The organism is Aromatoleum sp. (genome assembly GCF_032027225.1).
In the GTDB taxonomy this organism is placed as follows: domain Bacteria; phylum Pseudomonadota; class Gammaproteobacteria; order Burkholderiales; family Rhodocyclaceae; genus Aromatoleum.
This window is the reverse complement of the sequence record NZ_JAVSMM010000020.1, coordinates 1-15,871: the sequence shown is the minus strand read 5'-3', so window position 1 is coordinate 15,871 and position 15,871 is coordinate 1. Positions and strand designations below refer to the sequence as shown.

Sequence of the window (15,871 nt, the reverse complement as noted above, 5' to 3'; positions counted from 1 at the left end):
TCACCGGCCGCTCGCCGGCACGTCTGGAAACTCAAACTTCGGATGTTGCGTTGGTGTTAGTCGTTCTCGTTGGCATGATGGGTGCCGGAAAGACCACGGTGGGGCGGGAGTATGCGAAGCGGCACCAGATGCGCTTCGTCGACTGCGATCACGAAATGGAAGCGCGCACCGGCGTAAAGGTGCCGACGATTTTCGAAATCGAGGGCGAGGTCGGATTTCGCCGGCGGGAAAGCCAGCTTCTCGACGAACTGACCCGCGAGTCGGGTCTCGTGCTCGCCACCGGCGGAGGCGTCGTGCTGGCGCCGGCGAACCGCGCGCTTCTGACGTCACGCGGGATCGTCGTCTATCTGAACGTACCGACCACGGTCCTCTGGGAGCGCACGCGGCACGACCGCAACCGCCCGTTGCTCCAGGTGCCTAATCCGCGCGAGCGGATCGAAAGCCTGTACCGCGAGCGCGACCCGCTTTACCGCGAGGTCGCCGACATCATCATCGACGGCGGGCGCGGCAACGCGGGCGGGATGGTGCGGCAGATCGAGAAAGCGATCGAGGACTTCAGGAAGAAAGATGCGAACACTGAATGTCGCCCTGGGTGATAGGTCCTACCCGATCCGGATCGGGCGCGGGCTGCTCGACGACCCGGCGCTGATCCGCCCGTTTCTGAAGACGCCGCGCGTCGCCATCGTGACGAACGACGTCGTCGGGCCGCTGTACCTCGACCGGCTGCGCGCGACGCTGCAGCGGGCCGACATCGCCGTGCATGCCGTCGAGCTTCCCGACGGCGAGTCGCACAAGGACTGGCAGACACTCAATCTCGTCTTCGACGCGCTGCTCGTCGAGCGCTGCGAGCGCTCGACGACGCTGATCGCGCTCGGGGGCGGTGTCGTCGGCGACATGTCGGGTTTCGCTGCGGCGACGTACCAGCGCGGGATGCCCTTCATCCAGGTGCCGACGACGCTGCTGTCGCAGGTCGATTCGTCGGTCGGCGGCAAGACCGCGATCAATCACCCGCTCGGCAAGAACATGATCGGAGCGTTCTACCAGCCGCGCCTGGTGCTGGCCGACATTGGCACGCTCGATACCCTGCCGGATCGGGAACTTCGCGCCGGGCTCGCCGAAGTGATCAAGTACGGGCTGATCCGCGATTTCGATCTGTTCGAGTGGCTGGAAGCGAACATCGAGCGCCTGCTCGAGCGCGACCCCGAGGCGCTGGCGTTTGCGGTCGAGCGTTCGTGCGCGAACAAGGCCGAGGTCGTGGCCGCGGACGAGACCGAGCAGGGCGAGCGCGCGCTGCTGAACCTCGGTCACACCTTCGGCCATGCGATCGAAACTGGCATGGGCTACGGCAACTGGCTGCACGGCGAGGCGGTCGCCGCCGGGACGATGATGGCCGCCGAACTCTCGCGTGGTCTCGGCTGGATCGATGCCGCGGACGTCGCCCGCATCGAGGCGCTGCACCTGCGCGCGGGGCTTCCCGTTTTCGGGCCCCGCTTGCCCGTCGAACGCTACCTGGACCTGATGGCGAGCGACAAGAAGGTCGAGGCCGGGCGCCTGCGATTGATCCTGCTGCGCGCGATAGGCAAGGCCGTGATCCACGGCGAAGCGGCGCCGGATCTCATCGCCGCCGCGATCGAAGCCCGCTGCCGATGAGCCCGCTTGCCGCCTTCGCCGTCACCGAGTCGAATTCGCGCGGGCGCGAGCATCCCGAGCCGTCGGCGGGCATCCGCAGCGAATTCCAGCGGGATCGCGATCGCATCGTCCATTGCACCGCGTTTCGCCGCCTCGAATACAAGACGCAGGTGTTCGTCAATCACGAAGGCGATCTCTTCCGTACCCGCCTGACACACAGCATCGAGGTCGCCCAGATCAGCCGCAGCGTAGCGCGCACGCTCGGGCTGAACGAGGATCTCGCCGAGGCGATCGCGCTCGCGCACGACCTCGGTCACACGCCGTTCGGCCACGCCGGGCAGGACGCGCTCAATGCGTGCATGAAGGCGCACGGCGGCTTCGAGCACAACCTGCAGTCCTTGCGGACCGTCGACGTGCTTGAAGAGCATTACGCCGCGTTCGATGGCCTGAATCTCACGTACGAGACGCGCGAAGGCATCCTGAAACATTGCTCGCGAACCCGCGCCGAACAGCTCGGCGAGCTCGGCCGGCGCTTCCTCGACGGCCTGCAGCCCTCGCTCGAAGCGCAGTTGACGAACCTCGCCGACGAGATCGCGTACAACAACCATGATGTCGACGACGGGCTGCGCTCGGGGCTGATTTCACTCGAACAGCTCGAGTCGGTCGCGATCTTCGCAGACTGCCGCCGCGAGGTCGAGACCGTCTGGCCCGGCCTCGGCGGCCGTCGCCTGATCCACGAAACGATCCGCCGTATGATCAACACGATGGCGCTCGACCTCATCGCGAGGACGCAGGCGAACATCGCGGCCGCCGGTGTCGGCTGCCTCGCCGACGTGCATCGGGCGCCGCCGCTGGTCGCGTACTCGGAAGAACTGCAGCCGCGGCTGAAGGAGCTGAAGCTCTTCCTGCGCGACGAGCTCTACCAGCACTATCAGGTCCTGCGCATGACCGACAAGGCGCGCCGGATCATCAAGGATCTCTTCGACGCGTTCATGGGCGACGCTCGCCTCCTGCCGCCGCAATATCAGGTGCGCGCGCAGGCAGACAAGCCCCGCGCGATCGCCGACTACATCGCCGGGATGACGGATCGATACGCGATGAAGGAGCACCGCCGGCTCTTCGCAGTGGGCGAAATTCATTGAATCATCATAGTCTTACCGCAATGCAAAAAATTCTTGAAACGAGAGTTTCACGAATGTATATTCTTTAGCCCGCCTGAAGGGTACGTAGCGGCCGTGTGCGTGCACACTGGCTGAGAAGAGCCGGTGTGCGAGTGCACCCCGGCTTTTTTGATGTCCGCACTACTTTGGTGCGTTTTTTGCATGCGGCGCGGATCGCTCCGATTTGCGCCGGGTTTTTCCGGTAAACGTGCTGTGTCGAGGAAGAACGTGATGGATCTCCCCCAAAAGCAGGGTCTGTACGACCCGGCCAATGAACATGATGCCTGTGGCGTGGGTTTCATTGCTCACATCAAGGGCGCCAAGAGCCACGAAATCATTAGTCAGGGGCTCGAGATCCTCAAGAATCTCGATCACCGAGGGGCAGTCGGCGCGGACGTTCTGCAGGGCGACGGTGCGGGCATCCTGATCCAGATCCCCGACACGCTGTACCGCGAAGAAATGGCGAAGCAGGGTGTCACGCTGCCGCCGTCCGGCGAATACGGTGTCGGCATGGTGTTCCTGCCGAAGGAGCAGGCCTCGCGGCTCGCGTGCGAAGAAGAGATCGGGCGCGCGGTGCGGGCCGAAGGCCAGGTCGTGCTCGGCTGGCGCGACGTGCCGGTCAATCGCGAGATGCCGATGTCGCCGACGGTGAAGGCCAAGGAGCCGGTCATGCGTCAGGTGTTCATCGGCCGCGGGCCGGAGATCATGGTCACCGATGCGCTCGAGCGCAAGCTCTTCGTCATCCGCCGGCGCGCGGCGAACGCGATCAACGACCTGAATCTCAAGCACGGCAAAGAGTTCTACATGGTGTCGATGTCGGCGCGCACCGTGAATTACAAGGGCCTGCTGCTCGCGACCCAGGTCGGCGAATACTACTGCGACCTCGCCGACGAGCGGACCGTGTCCGCGCTCGCGCTCGTGCACCAGCGTTTCTCGACGAACACCTTCCCGAAGTGGGACCTCGCGCACCCGTTCCGCTTCATCGCGCACAACGGCGAGATCAACACGCTGCGCGGCAATTACAACTGGATGCGCGCGCGCGAGAAGGGCGTCTCGTCGCCGCTGCTCGGCGCCGACCTCGAAAAGATCTGGCCGCTGATCTATCCCGGTCAGTCGGATTCGGCGTCGTTCGACAACGCGCTCGAACTGCTCGTGATGAGCGGCTACTCGCTCGCCCACGCGATGATGATGATGATCCCCGAAGCCTGGGAATCGCACACGCTGATGGACGAGCGGCGGCGCGCGTTCTACGAATACCACGCGGCGATGATGGAGCCGTGGGACGGCCCGGCCGCGGTTGCCTTCACCGACGGCCGCCAGATCGGCGCGACCCTCGACCGCAACGGCCTGCGCCCGGCGCGCTACCTCGTCACCGACGACGACTTCGTCGTGATGGCGTCCGAGTCGGGCGTGCTGCCGATTCCCGACAGCAAGATAGTCAAGAAGTGGCGCCTGCAGCCGGGCAAGATGTTCATGATCGACCTCGAACAAGGGCGCATCATCGACGACCGCGAGCTGAAGGAGTCGCTCGCGACTGCGAAGCCGTACCGCGAGTGGATCCGTCGCATCAACATCAAGTTCGACGAACTCGCGCCGCCGGCCGACGCGGGCGCGCCCGAGTGTGCCGCCTCGGTGCTCGATCGTCAGCAGGCCTTCGGCTACACGCAGGAGGACATCAAGTTCATCCTCGAGCCGATGGGCAAGTCCGGCGAGGAGGCGACCGGCTCGATGGGCAACGACTCGCCGCTCGCGGTGCTGTCGGCGAAGGAAAAGCCGCTCTACAACTACTTCCGCCAGCTCTTCGCGCAGGTCACGAACCCGCCGATCGACCCGATCCGCGAGCAGCTCGTGATGTCGCTCGTGTCCTTCATCGGGCCGAAGCCGAACCTGCTGCAGATCAACGAGATCAACCCGCCGTACCGTCTCGAGGTCACGCAGCCGGTGCTCGACTTCGCGGACATGGCGAAGATTCGCAACATTGCCGCGTACGCAGACAGCCGCTTCCGCTCGACCGAACTCGACCTCTGCTACCCGCTCGCGTGGGGCAAGGACGGCGTCGAGGCGCGGCTCGCGACGCTGTGCGCCGAAGCCGAGGACGCGGTCCTCAAGGGCTTCAACATCCTGATCGTTTCCGACCGCAAGGTCGATGTCGCCCACGTTGCGATCCCGGCGCTGCTCGCGACCTCCGCGATTCACCAGCACCTGGTGTCGAAGGGGCTGCGCACGCGCGCCGGCCTCGTCGTCGAGACGGGCTCCGCCCGCGAAGTCCATCATTTCGCGGTGCTCGCCGGATACGGCGCAGAGGCGGTCCATCCCTACCTCGCGATGGAGACGCTGCTGCAGATCGCGGGCGACGCGGAGGCCGGCGACAAGGCGATCAAGCACTTCGTCAAGGCGATCGGCAAGGGCCTGATGAAGGTCATGTCGAAGATGGGCATCTCGACCTACATGTCGTACACCGGCGCGCAGATCTTCGAGGCGGTCGGCCTGAAGCAGGCGCTGTGCGACAAGTACTTTACCGGCACGACGAGCCAGGTCGAAGGCATCGGCGTGTTCGAAGTCATGGAAGAGGCGCTGCGCCTGCACCGGAAGGCGTTCGGCAACGACCCGGTGCTCGCCGAAATGCTCGAAACGGGCGGCGACTACGCGTTCCGCGTGCGCGGCGACGAGCACATGTGGACGCCCGACGCGATCGCGAAACTCCAGCACGCGACCCGCTCCGGCAAGGCCGACACGTACAAGGAATACGCGAAGCTGATCAACGACCAGAGCAAGCGTCACATGACGCTGCGCGGCCTGTTCGAGATCAAGCCGGCGGGCGCTCCGGTCCCGCTCGACGAAGTCGAGCCGGCGAAGGAGATCGTCAAGCGCTTCGCGACCGGCGCGATGTCGCTCGGTTCGATCTCGACCGAGGCGCACGCGACGCTCGCGGTGGCGATGAACCGCATCGGCGGCAAGTCGAACACCGGCGAGGGCGGCGAGGATCCGATGCGCTTCAAGCCGGTCACGCAGGCGCTGCGGATGTCGCAGATCATCGGCGAAGGCCGCATCGCGCGCGACCTCGAACTGAAGGCTGGCGACAGCCTGCGCTCGGCCATCAAGCAGGTCGCGTCGGGCCGCTTCGGCGTCACCGCCGAGTACCTCGTCAACGCCGACCAGATCCAGATCAAGATGGCGCAAGGGGCGAAGCCCGGCGAAGGCGGCCAACTGCCGGGCCACAAGGTCAGCGAGTACATCGGCTTCCTGCGCCATTCGGTGCCGGGCGTCGGCCTGATCTCGCCGCCGCCGCACCATGACATCTACTCGATCGAAGATCTCGCGCAGCTGATCCACGACCTCAAGAACGCGAACCCCTCGGCGTCGATCTCCGTGAAGCTCGTGTCCGAGATCGGCGTCGGCACCGTCGCCGCCGGCGTCGCGAAGGCGAAGGCCGACCATGTCGTGATTGCCGGCCACGACGGCGGCACGGGCGCCTCCCCGTGGAGCTCGATCAAGCACGCGGGCAGCCCGTGGGAACTGGGCCTCGCCGAGACGCAGCAGACGCTCGTGCTCAACCGCCTGCGCAGCCGCATCCGCGTGCAGGTCGACGGCCAGATGAAGACCGGCCGCGACGTCATCATCGGTGCGCTGCTCGGCGCCGACGAGTTCGGCTTCGCGACCGCGCCGCTCGTCGTCGAAGGCTGCATCATGATGCGGAAGTGCCACCTGAACACCTGCCCGGTCGGCGTCGCGACGCAGGATCCGGAGCTCAGGAAGCGCTTCACCGGCCAGCCCGAGCACGTGGTCAATTACTTCTTCTTCGTCGCCGAGGAAGTGCGCGAACTGATGGCACAGCTCGGCATTCGCAAGTTCGACGACCTGATCGGCCGCGCGGATCTGCTCGACATGAAGAAGGGCCTCGAGCACTGGAAGGCCTGCGGCCTCGATTACAGCCGCATCTTCTACCGGCCGACGGTGCCGGACACCGTCTCGCTGCGTCAGATCGAGACGCAGGATCACGGCCTCGAGAAGGCGCTCGACAACCAGCTCGTCGAACTCGCGAAGCCGGCGCTCGAGCGCGGCGAAGCGGTGCGCATCGACCTGCCGGTGAGGAACATCAACCGCACGGTCGGCGCGATGCTGTCGGGCCGCGTCGCCGCGAAGTACGGTCACGCCGGCCTGCCGGACGACACGCTGCACGTCACGCTGAGCGGCACGGCAGGCCAGAGCTTCGCGGCCTTCCTCGCACGCGGCGTCACGCTCGAACTCGTCGGCGAAGGCAACGACTACGTCGGCAAGGGTCTGTCCGGCGGTCGCGTCGTGGTGCGGCCGCAGGCGTCGTTCCGCGGCCTCTCCACCGAGAACATCATCATCGGCAACACCGTTCTGTACGGCGCGATCGAAGGCGAGGCGTACTTCTGCGGCGTCGCGGGCGAGCGCTTCGCGGTGCGCAACTCGGGCGCGACCGCGGTCGTCGAGGGGGTCGGCGACCACGGCTGCGAATACATGACCGGCGGCACCGTCGTCGTGCTCGGCCCGACCGGCCGCAACTTCGCAGCGGGCATGTCCGGAGGCGTCGCGTACGTGCTCGACGAGGACGGCACGTTCGGCAAGCGCTGCAACATGGCACAGGTCGCGCTCGAACCGGTGCCGGAAGAGATCGAGGCGCGCAAGGGTTCGGAGTCGGGCGACGACCTCGAATCGCACGGCCGCGTCGACATCAACCATCTCGAAATGGGCGACGAGCTGATCCTGAAGGGGCTGATCGAGCGCCACGCGCGCTACACCGGCAGCGAGCACGCGCGCGAGATCCTCGGAAACTGGTCGGCGTGGCGCTGCAAGTTCGTCAAGGTGATGCCACATGAATATCGTCGGGCGCTGGCCGAGATGGCCGCGCTGAAGCAGAAGCAACTGGAGGCCGCGTAAAAATGGGCAAGCCCACGGGATTTCTGGAATATCAGCGTCTTTCCGAGGCCTACGAGCCCGTTGCCGAGCGCGTGACAAAGTACAAGGAATTCGTCATGCGCCTGACCGACGAGCAGGCGGCGGTGCAGGGCGCGCGCTGCATGGACTGCGGCATTCCGTTCTGCAACAGCGGTTGCCCGGTGAACAACATCATCCCCGACTGGAATGATCTCGTTTATCGCAACCAGTGGCGCCAGGCGATCGAGGTTCTGCATCAGACGAACAACTTCCCGGAGTTCACCGGTCGCATCTGCCCGGCGCCGTGCGAGGCCGCGTGCACGCTGAACATCAATGCGGACCCGGTCGGCATCAAGTCGATCGAGCACGCGATCATCGACAAGGCCTGGGAAGAGGGATGGGTCGCGCCGCGGCCGCCGCAGGCGAAGACCGGCAAGACGGTCGCCGTCGTCGGCTCCGGCCCCGCCGGTCTCGCCGCCGCGCAGCAGCTCGCGCGCGCCGGCCATGACGTCACCGTGTTCGAGAAGAACGACCGCATCGGCGGCCTGCTGCGCTACGGCATCCCCGACTTCAAGATGGAGAAGGGGCTGATCGACCGCCGCGTCGAGCAGATGCAGGCCGAAGGCGTGACCTTCCGCACCGGCGTCGTCGTCGGCTCGGCGGACGTCCCCGCAGGCATCACGAACGACGCCAAGGAAGTGATCGACGCCGAGACGCTGAAGAAGGAGTTCGACGCGGTGATCCTCGCCGCCGGTTCCGAAGTCCCGCGCGACCTAGCGGTGCCGGGGCGCGAGCTCGCCGGCGTGCATTTCGCGCTCGAATTCCTGATCCCGCAGAACAAGGCCGTCGCCGGCGACGCGCCGAATCCGATCTCGGCCGAAGGCAAGCACGTCGTCGTCATCGGCGGCGGCGACACCGGTTCCGACTGCGTCGGCACGTCGAACCGCCACGGCGCGGCGAGCGTGACCCAGTTCGAGCTGATGCCGATGCCGCCCGAGCAGGAGAACAAGCCGCTGACGTGGCCGTACTGGCCGATCAAGTTCCGCACGTCGTCGTCGCACGAGGAAGGCTGCGAGCGCGATTTCGCGGTCGCCACGAAGTCCTTCTATGGCGCCGACGGCAAGGTCGAGGGCCTCAAGGCGGTCCGGCTCGAATGGCAGGACGGCAAGATGTCCGAAGTGCCGGGCTCCGAGTTCGACGTCAAGGCCGACCTCGTGTTCTTCGCGATGGGCTTCACGAACCCGGTGGGGAGCCTGCTCGAAGCGTTCGGCGTCGAGAGGGACGGCCGCGGCAACGCGATGGCGACGACCGACGGTGCCGGCTGTTATGCGACGACTTCGCCGAAGGTCTTCGCCGCCGGTGACGTGCGGCGCGGCCAATCGCTGGTCGTGTGGGCGATTCGCGAGGGGCGTCAATGCGCCCGTGAGGTCGACCAGTTCCTGATGGGCGAGACCCTCCTGCCGCGCTGATCCCGCGAGTCGCCCTCACGGGGCGAGCCGGTGAATAAAAAAAGGCGGCCTCGGCCGCCTTTTGCTTTGCTCGCGTCCTCGGGTTACAGCGCGAGCACCTCGGCCGTGTAGCGCGCGATCATGCCTTCCTCGTTCGTCGGCACGATCGCGACCGCGACGCGGCTGTCCGGCGCGTCGATGCGTAACGCGTCGCACGCGTTCGCTTCCGCGTCGATCTTCACGCCGAGCCACGCCGACAGCTTCGCGACCTGTTCGCGCACCGGCGCCGCGTGTTCGCCGATGCCGCCGGTGAAGACGAGCGCGTCGAGCCCGCCCGCTGCTGCAGCGAGCGAGCCGATTTCGCGCGCGATGCGGTAGCAGAAGAGATCGACCGCTTCCTTCGCCGCCGGCGCGTCGGACGCGAGCAGCGTGCGCATGTCCTGGCTGATGCCCGACACCCCGAGCAGCCCCGACTCCTTGTACAGCAGCCGCGTCAGCGCCTTCGCGTCCATGCCTTTCTGCTCCATCAGGTACAGCAGCACGCCGGGGTCGAGGCTGCCGGTGCGGGTGCCCATCATCAGGCCGTCGACCGCGGTGAAGCCCATCGTCGACGCGACGCTGCGGCCCTCCCGAAGCGCGCACATCGACGCGCCGTTGCCGAGGTGCGCGATCAGGACGCCGCCGCGCGCGCGTTCGCCGACGACCTCCGGCAACTGGCGCGCGACGTAGTCGTACGACAGTCCGTGGAAGCCGTAGCGCTTGACGCCTTCGGCGGTGATCGAGCGCGGCAGCGCGAACGCCTGCGCGAGCGCCGGCTGCGTGCGATGGAACGCGGTGTCGAAGCAGCCGACCTGCGGGATCTCCGGCAACAGCGCAGCGACCGCGCGGACCGCGCGCAGGTTGTGCGGCTGATGCAGCGGCGCGAGCGGCACGAAGCGGTCGAGGTCGCGCAGCACGGATTCGTTGAGCTGCAACGGCGCGCTGTGCAACTCGCCGCCATGCACGATGCGGTGGCCGGCCGCGACGATGTCGAGCGTCGGGTTGTGCGCGGCGAGCCAGCCGAAGAGATGGCTCAGCGCGCTGCGGTGTTGTTCGTCGAGGCTTCCGCTGGCATCGACCGGCTCGTGGAAGCGCTGTCCGCGCGCATCCTTCGCGGACAGTTCGGGCGTCGCGCCGATGCCTTCGATCTGCCCCGACAGTGCCGGGCTCGACGCGAGCTCCGGCTCGGTCGGGAACAGTGCGAACTTCAGGCTGCTCGACCCCGCGTTGATGACGAGAACCGCTTTCATGCCAGCAGCGCCTCTCGCTTCTTGTGCGCCATCAGCTGCGCGATCGCGCATGACGCGGTGCGGGTTTCGGCCGTATCCGCGCGGCTCGTCAGCACGATCGGCACGCGCGCGCCGAGCACGACGCCGGCCATCAGCGCGTTCGCGAGGTATTCGAGCTGCTTCGCGACCATGTTGCCGGACTCGAGGTCGGGCACGACAAGGATGTCGGCGTTGCCGGCGACGAGCGAGCGGATGCCCTTGGTCTTCGCGGCGACGAGCGAGATCGCGTTGTCGAAGGCGAGCGGCCCGTCGAGCAGCCCGCCGGTGATCTGCCCGCGGTCGGCCATCTTGCACAGCGCCGCGGCGTCGATCGTCGAGCGGATTTTCGACGTCACGGTCTCGACCGCCGACAGGATCGCGACCTTCGGCTCGGCCAGACCCAGCACGTGCGCGAGGTCGATCGCATTCTGGATGATGTCGACCTTGTCCTCGAGCGTCGGCTCGATGTTGATCGCCGCGTCGGTGATCATCAGCGGGTGCGGGTAGGTCGGCACGTCGGCCATGAAGACGTGGCTCACGCGGCGCGCCGTGCGCAGCCCTCCCGTCTTCGAGATCACCGCGCTCATCAGCTCGTCGGTGTGCAGCGAGCCCTTCATCAGCGCCTCGACCACGCCGTCGCGCGCAAGCGCTACGGCGGTTTCGGCCGCTGCGTGGCTATGGGGCACGTCGACGATGCGGAAGCCCTTGATGTCGAGCCCTTCCTGTTCGGCGAGGGCGCGGATCCTGGCTTCCGGGCCGACCAGGACCGGGTCGATGAGGCCCGCCCGCGCGGCCTGCACCGGTCCGCGCAGCGACTCCGGGTCGCACGGGTGCGCGACCGCCATCGGGATCGGCGACTTGCCGGAGGTGATCGACAGCAGGTGGCCGTAGCGCAGCTCGCGGTCGGAGATCGTCACTTCCGGCAGGTTGATGCGCGCGCGCTTGATCTTCTCGGTCGGCGCCTGGACTTCGGCCCTGCCGTCGATGATCTTCAATCCATCCTGATTCACGGCCACGCAGTCGAACACGATGTGGTGGTTGTGTTCGTATTTCTCGCGGCAGGTGACGCCGATCGTCAGCGTGTCGCCGATCGTGATCGGGCGCCAGAAGTTCAGGCTCTGCGACACGTACACCGTGCCGGGCCCGGGAAATTCGGTGCCGAGCACGGTCGAAATCAGCGTGCTGCCCCACATGCTGTGGCCGACGACTTCACGGAACTGGCTCGAGCGGGCAAACTCGGCGTCGACGTGCGTCGGGTTGACGTCGCCGGACATCACCGCGAAAAGGTGGATGTCGTCGGGACGCAGCGTGCGCACGAGTTCGGCACGGTCGCCCACCTGGATTTCGTCGAAGACGCGGTTCTGAATGAATTGGGATACGGCTTGCGTCATTGTGTCCTGCCCTGTGTTTTGAAGCGACGCGCGAATTCTAGCCATCGCCTCATTGCCGTTGCACGATTTGGGTCAACTTTATTGTTGCAGTGCGACATGATTCGCTGAGCAGTGTAGCGTTACCATGTCGAACCCGGGGCGATACCGGGCTGCATGATAGAATCGGCGCCGTTTTTCCCCAGACGGAACGCCCATGCAAGTTGTGATCCTCGCGGCCGGTCAAGGCAAGCGGATGCGCTCGGTGCTGCCCAAGGTCCTGCAGCCGATCGCCGGTCGGCCGATGCTCGAACACGTGATTGCTGCAGCGCAAACGTTGGACGCCGACCGGACCTGCGTCGTCTATGGCCACGGCGGAGACGCAGTCCGTGCGCGCTTGCAGCATGCGGAGGTCGCGTGGGCGCTGCAGGAGCCGCAGCTCGGCACCGGTCACGCGGTGCAGCAGGCGCTGCCCCATCTCGGCGAGGACGGCATGGCGCTGGTGTTGTACGGCGACGTGCCGCTGATCGGCGCGCCGACGCTGCGCCGTCTGCGCGACGCGGCAGGGAGCGGGCGGCTCGCGCTGCTGACCGTCGAACTTCCCGACCCGACCGGCTACGGCCGCATCCTGCGCGATGCCGCCGGCAAGGTCGTGCGCATCGTCGAGGAGAAGGACGCGAGCGCCGACGAGCGCCGCGTGCGCGAAGTCAATACCGGCATCCTCGTCGCGCCGATCGCGCGGCTGCGTGACTGGCTCGGCCGGCTCGGCAACGACAACGCGCAGCGCGAGTACTACCTGACCGACATCATCGGCATGGCGGTCGGCGAGGGCATCGACATCGTCACCGTCGCGCCCGACGCGGTGTGGGAGACGCTCGGCGTCAACAGCAAGCCGCAGCTCGCCGAACTCGAACGCATCCACCAGCGCAACATCGCCGCGCGGCTGATGGACGAAGGTGTCACGCTGCTCGACCCGGCGCGGATCGACGTGCGCGGCGAGATCGTCTGCGGGCGCGACGTCGAGATCGACGTGAATTGCGTCTTCGAAGGCCGTGTCGAGATCGCCGACGACGTGCGCATCGGCGCGAACTGCGTCGTGCGCAATGCGCGCCTCGGTGCGGGCACGCGGCTCGCGCCGTTCTCGCATGTCGAGGACACGACGACCGGCCGCGACTGCGTGATCGGGCCGTACGCGCGCACGCGCCCCGGGACGACGCTCGGCGACGGCGTGCATCTGGGCAACTTCGTCGAGGTCAAGAACAGCGCGATCGCCGACGGCTCGAAGGCGAACCATCTCGCGTACATCGGCGACGCCGACATCGGCGCGCGCGTCAATGTCGGCGCGGGCACGATCACCTGCAACTACGACGGCGCGAACAAATACCGCACGACGATCGAGGACGACGTCTTCATCGGCTCCGACTCGCAGCTCGTCGCGCCGGTGCGCATCGGCCGCGGGGCGACGCTCGGCGCCGGCACGACGCTGACGAAGGACGCGCCCGCCGGCGAGCTCACGGTGTCGCGCGCCAGACAGATCAGCATTCCCGGCTGGAAGCGGCCGGTCAAAAAATAAGCCAGGAGAAGAACCATGTGCGGCATCGTCACAGCGATTGCGACCGACAACGTCGTGCCCGTCCTCCTCGAAGGGCTGCGCAAGCTCGAGTACCGCGGCTACGATTCGGCCGGCCTCGCCGTGCTCGCCGACGGGCTGAAGCGTCTGCGCTCGACCGGCCGCGTCGCCGAACTCGCGGCGCTCGCCGACGCGAAGGAGCTTCGCGCCAACATGGGCATCGCGCACACGCGCTGGGCGACACACGGCGTCCCGTCCGAGCGCAACGCGCATCCGCACATCTCCGGCGGGCTCGCGGTCGTCCATAACGGCATCATCGAGAATTTCGAGGCGATCAAGGACAAGCTGCAGGCCGAAGGCTACCGCTTCGAATCCGAGACCGACACCGAGGCGATCGCGCATCTGATCCACTACAAGCTGCGCACGCAGCCCGACCTCTTCGAGGCGGTGCGTCTGGCGACGAACGAGCTCGTCGGCGCCTACGCGATCGGCGTGATCGCCGAAGCCGAGCCCGAGCGCGCGGTCGTGGCGCGGCGCGGCTCGCCGCTCCTGCTCGGCATCGCCGACAACGGCATGTACGCGGCGTCCGACACCGCGGCGCTGCTGCAGGTCACGCGCAAGGTCGTGTATCTCGAAGACGGTGACCTCGCCGAATTGCGCGTCGGCGGCTACCGCATCGTGCGGCCCGACGGCGCCGCGGTCGAGCGCGAAGTGCACCTGTCGAGCCTGTCCGCCGACGCGGTCGAGCTCGGCCAGTACCGCCACTACATGCAGAAGGAGATCTTCGAGCAGCCGCAGGCGCTCGCGAACACGCTCGAAATCATCGGCGGCGGCGGCACCGTGAGTCCGCAACTTTTCGGGAGCCAGGCGGCCGACGTGCTCGGCGGCGTGCGGCGCGTGCTCGTGCTCGCCTGCGGCACGAGCTATCACGCCGGCCTCGTCGCCCGCTACTGGCTCGAATCGGTCGCGAAAGTGCCGTGCAGCGTCGAGATCGCCAGCGAATACCGCTACCGCGAATCCGTGCCCGATCCCGACACGCTCGTCGTCGTGATCTCGCAGTCCGGCGAAACCGCCGACACGCTCGCCGCGCTGAAGCACGCGAAGAGCCTCGGCATGACGCGCACGCTCGCGATCTGCAACGTGCCGGAATCGGCGATCGTCCGCGAAGCCTGCTTGCGCTTCATCACGCGCGCCGGCCCCGAAATCGGCGTCGCCTCGACGAAAGCCTTCACGACGCAACTCGCTGCGCTCGCGTTGCTGACCCTCGCGCTCGCGCGCCTCGCCGGCCGCTTGTCCGAAGCCGACGAAGCCCGCCACCTCGGCGCGCTGCGCCACCTCCCGGTCGCAGTACAGAAAGTCCTCGAACTCGAACCCGAAATCGAACGCTGGGCGCAACGCTTCGCCGGCAAGCACCACGCCCTCTTCCTCGGCCGCGGCCGCCATTGGCCGATCGCGATGGAAGGCGCGCTGAAGCTCAAGGAAATCTCCTACATCCACGCCGAAGCCTACGCCGCCGGCGAGCTCAAGCACGGCCCGCTCGCGCTCGTCGACAAGGACATGCCCGTCATCGCGATCGCCCCCGCCGACGAACTGCTCGAAAAGCTGAAGTCCAACCTGCAGGAAGTCCGCGCCCGCGGCGGCGAACTCTACGTCTTCGCCGACGCCGGCAGCGAAATCGCCGAGTCCGAAGGCGTCCATATCCTCCCGATGCCCGAGCACTACGGCATGCTGTCGCCGGTGCTGCACGTGGTGTCGCTGCAGTTGCTGTCGTATCACGCGGCGCTGGTGAAGGGAACGGATGTGGACAAGCCGAGGAATTTGGCGAAATCGGTGACGGTGGAGTAGGCGGCGCGCAGAGTCGTTGCTTGGTTGGTTGGATATGAAAGTTTTCAGCAGAAATAACTGCTGTCTCTCGCGTTATCGGTAGCGCCCGGAGCGAGGAAATGAAAAAACGCCCGAGGTTACCGGGCGTTTTCCGTTTCAGGGCTCAGGAGCAGTTGTTTCCCTAGGATTGCGATCGGGAGATCGAGCGGCGGCTATCCGATTTCCGATACTTCCGCATCCGACCTGTCGCTGTCATCCTTTCCATCAATGCTTCAAGGACCGGTTGCCGTGACAAGCGGTCGCTTTTCGTAGCGTCGGGGCAATTCACCAGCCCTATTCTGATTCGCCGCGAATCATGATTAACAACATCTTGAACCTGTCGATCGGATGAACGGCGTGAGGCACGCCAGCGGGTATGAGCAGTGCGTCGCCTTCGCCTACCGAATGAGCGACGCCGCCAACGGGAATCTCCGCGTGGCCTTCAATGCCGATAATGAGTGCATCGAACGGCGCCGTATGTTCACTAACAGGGTGTTGATTTACGATAAATCCTAGTATTGGCGGGTATTTCAGGGCTGATATAATTCCATTCGAATCAACAAATCAATAATCTCGATGCGTGGCACCGACCACAAACAGAACGCTCTGTTCAGTTACGTCAATA

At 66.3% G+C, this 15,871-nt stretch carries 10 protein-coding genes; 7 read left to right on the top strand and 3 right to left on the bottom strand.

All coding sequences use genetic code 11. From position 1 onward, the window contains the following. Positions 1 to 50 precede the first annotated feature (50 nt). The 5 genes from ROZ37_RS18265 (at position 51) to ROZ37_RS18245 (ending at position 9,160) form a co-directional block, all read left to right on the top strand. On the top strand, positions 51 to 596 hold the full coding sequence (locus ROZ37_RS18265) for a shikimate kinase (protein ID WP_312661491.1): 546 nt from the start codon (positions 51 to 53) through the stop codon (positions 594 to 596). Continuing rightward, a complete protein-coding gene (gene aroB, locus ROZ37_RS18260; RefSeq protein ID WP_312661489.1) occupies positions 568 to 1,650 on the top strand; it encodes a 3-dehydroquinate synthase in 1,083 nt (360 codons plus the stop codon). Before ROZ37_RS18265 ends, aroB begins: the two co-directional genes overlap by 29 nt. Then, positions 1,647 to 2,771, top strand: a complete 1,125-nt coding sequence (locus tag ROZ37_RS18255) for a deoxyguanosinetriphosphate triphosphohydrolase (protein WP_312661488.1) — start codon at positions 1,647 to 1,649, stop codon at positions 2,769 to 2,771. The genes aroB and ROZ37_RS18255 overlap by 4 nt, the downstream gene beginning before the upstream one ends. 249 nt (positions 2,772 to 3,020) lie before the next feature. After that, the gene (gltB, locus tag ROZ37_RS18250; RefSeq protein WP_312661486.1) at positions 3,021 to 7,694 is read left to right on the top strand and encodes a glutamate synthase large subunit; all 4,674 of its coding nucleotides are present in this window, start codon (positions 3,021 to 3,023) and stop codon (positions 7,692 to 7,694) included. A gap of 2 nt (positions 7,695 to 7,696) precedes the next feature. Continuing rightward, positions 7,697 to 9,160, top strand: coding sequence for a glutamate synthase subunit beta (locus tag ROZ37_RS18245; protein WP_312661484.1), 1,464 nt, complete (start codon positions 7,697 to 7,699; stop codon positions 9,158 to 9,160). An 83-nt stretch (positions 9,161 to 9,243) separates the two neighbouring features. Here ROZ37_RS18245 and ROZ37_RS18240 read toward each other — a convergent pair whose 3' ends face one another. Together ROZ37_RS18240 and ROZ37_RS18235 are read right to left on the bottom strand one after the other, a co-directional pair. Then, positions 9,244 to 10,428: an acetate/propionate family kinase gene (locus ROZ37_RS18240; protein ID WP_312661482.1), complete on the bottom strand. Its 1,185-nt coding sequence runs from the start codon at positions 10,426 to 10,428 to the stop codon at positions 9,244 to 9,246. Further along, entirely contained in the window at positions 10,425 to 11,837 is a 1,413-nt protein-coding gene (locus ROZ37_RS18235; protein ID WP_312661480.1) for a bifunctional enoyl-CoA hydratase/phosphate acetyltransferase, read from the bottom strand. Before ROZ37_RS18235 ends, ROZ37_RS18240 begins: the two co-directional genes overlap by 4 nt. A 193-nt stretch (positions 11,838 to 12,030) precedes the next feature. On the opposite strand from ROZ37_RS18235, the gene glmU reads away from it, so the two are divergent. Both glmU and glmS read left to right on the top strand, forming a co-directional pair. Beyond that, positions 12,031 to 13,386, top strand: coding sequence for a bifunctional UDP-N-acetylglucosamine diphosphorylase/glucosamine-1-phosphate N-acetyltransferase GlmU (gene glmU, locus ROZ37_RS18230; protein WP_312661478.1), 1,356 nt, complete (start codon positions 12,031 to 12,033; stop codon positions 13,384 to 13,386). A 15-nt stretch (positions 13,387 to 13,401) separates the two neighbouring features. Next, entirely contained in the window at positions 13,402 to 15,228 is a 1,827-nt protein-coding gene (glmS, locus tag ROZ37_RS18225) for a glutamine--fructose-6-phosphate transaminase (isomerizing) (RefSeq protein WP_312661476.1), read from the top strand. Positions 15,229 to 15,540: 312 nt separating this feature from the next. Here the strand turns inward: glmS and ROZ37_RS18220 are convergent, their stop codons facing one another. Continuing rightward, positions 15,541 to 15,753 carry a cupin domain-containing protein gene (locus ROZ37_RS18220; protein ID WP_312661614.1) on the bottom strand — a complete coding sequence of 71 codons (213 nt, stop codon included), beginning with the start codon at positions 15,751 to 15,753 and terminating at the stop codon, positions 15,541 to 15,543. Positions 15,754 to 15,871 lie beyond the last annotated feature (118 nt).